This window comes from Paenibacillus enshidis (assembly GCF_042136365.1).
Classification (GTDB): Bacteria; Bacillota; Bacilli; order Paenibacillales; family Paenibacillaceae; genus Paenibacillus; species Paenibacillus enshidis.
Map to the genome: position 1 here is coordinate 1 of NZ_JBHHMI010000069.1, position 1183 is coordinate 1183.

1 protein-coding gene is annotated in these 1183 nt (G+C 46.1%); it reads right to left on the bottom strand.

Going from position 1 to position 1183, the window contains the following annotated elements; translation table 11 throughout:
- Positions 1–123: 123 nt before the first annotated feature.
- The gene (locus ACE41H_RS25100) at positions 124–687 is read right to left on the bottom strand and encodes a DUF420 domain-containing protein (RefSeq protein ID WP_375358304.1); all 564 of its coding nucleotides are present in this window, start codon (positions 685–687) and stop codon (positions 124–126) included.
- Positions 688–1183 lie beyond the last annotated feature (496 nt).

Genomic DNA, 1183 nt, shown 5'->3' on the forward strand with positions numbered 1-1183 from the left:
GAAAAAAAGAGACAACCTCCTCATAAAAATGAGAAGTTGTCTCTTTTTGGACTTTAGGGACTTTTTCAGTGGCCTCCCGCTTGGGCAACCTCTTTTGTGTTATTCTTCACACCTTACGCCCACTTAATAATAGGGAGCCATAAAGAGATACACCAGCACCCCGGTGAAGCTGACGTACAGCCAGATCGGCATCGTCCAGCGCGCGATTTTGCGGTGCTTCTGCACCTGCATGGTCCATCCCCACACTACAGAGAACAGTGCAAGCGGCACGATAATCGCGGCCAGCGCACTGTGCGTAATCAGGATGAAAAAGTAAATCGGGCGCACAATGCCTTCCCCACCGAACTTCGCAGTTTCCGGCGAAATGTAGTGAAAGGTCAGATAAGTGACCAAAAACAGCAGTGTGGAGGCGAATGCCGCCAAAACGAGCGCTTTATGCACCTTTACATTTTTTCTAAGTATCGCAAACAAAGCTCCCAGCAGAAAAACAAAGGTAAAGCTGTTGAATATCGCATTCATTCTCGGCAGCAGGCTCAAATCGAAATGAACCTCTCCCTGATATCCGATCGGTGAGAAGAACAGCAGCAGAATAATAATATTCGCCACGATGGAAACCGTAACAATCAGCCCGGCAAAATTGCGCCTGCTGGTTGGGACATACTGCTCGTCCTTGGTCGCTTTGCTCATGTTGGTTTCTCCTTCTTCATTTATATTTGCAAACCAGTTGGACCTGTTGTCCTATAATTCAATTATATTGAATACAACGATCCTATGTGAAGTGACAACACTATGAACAATTTCGCATCCCTCCGCTTCCTCTTATCAGGATAACTTCATCATTAAAGACTCAACTTTCGCAGAGCCCAGATCCACTTCAACCTTTGTAGCTACTCGGTTCTGAGGAATTCGAATCCCCTTCTAGTGCTGGACAGTCAAGCCGCTCGTCGATCGTGGCAAGACATGTGACTCGCTGTTCAGGGGCTTTGCACGATTATCCCGTTTGATCAGGTACAGAAAAACAGAAAACCGGGAACCGAAAATATACTTTAGGCACATTAAAGTAAATAACGGGTCAAATGAGGCACAAAAATGCCTGTTGTTACGCTATTCAGGACCATCGAATGGGTCTATTTTTTTTAATTGTGCCTTATGGAGAAGCAGATCGGTTCGAGGTCATGAGGCG

Excerpts from the sequence above, each read along its gene's own strand:
- ACE41H_RS25100 (WP_375358304.1), bottom strand. The coding sequence starts at position 687 with ATGAGCAAAGCGACCAAGGACGAGCAGTATGTCCCAACCAGCAGGCGC.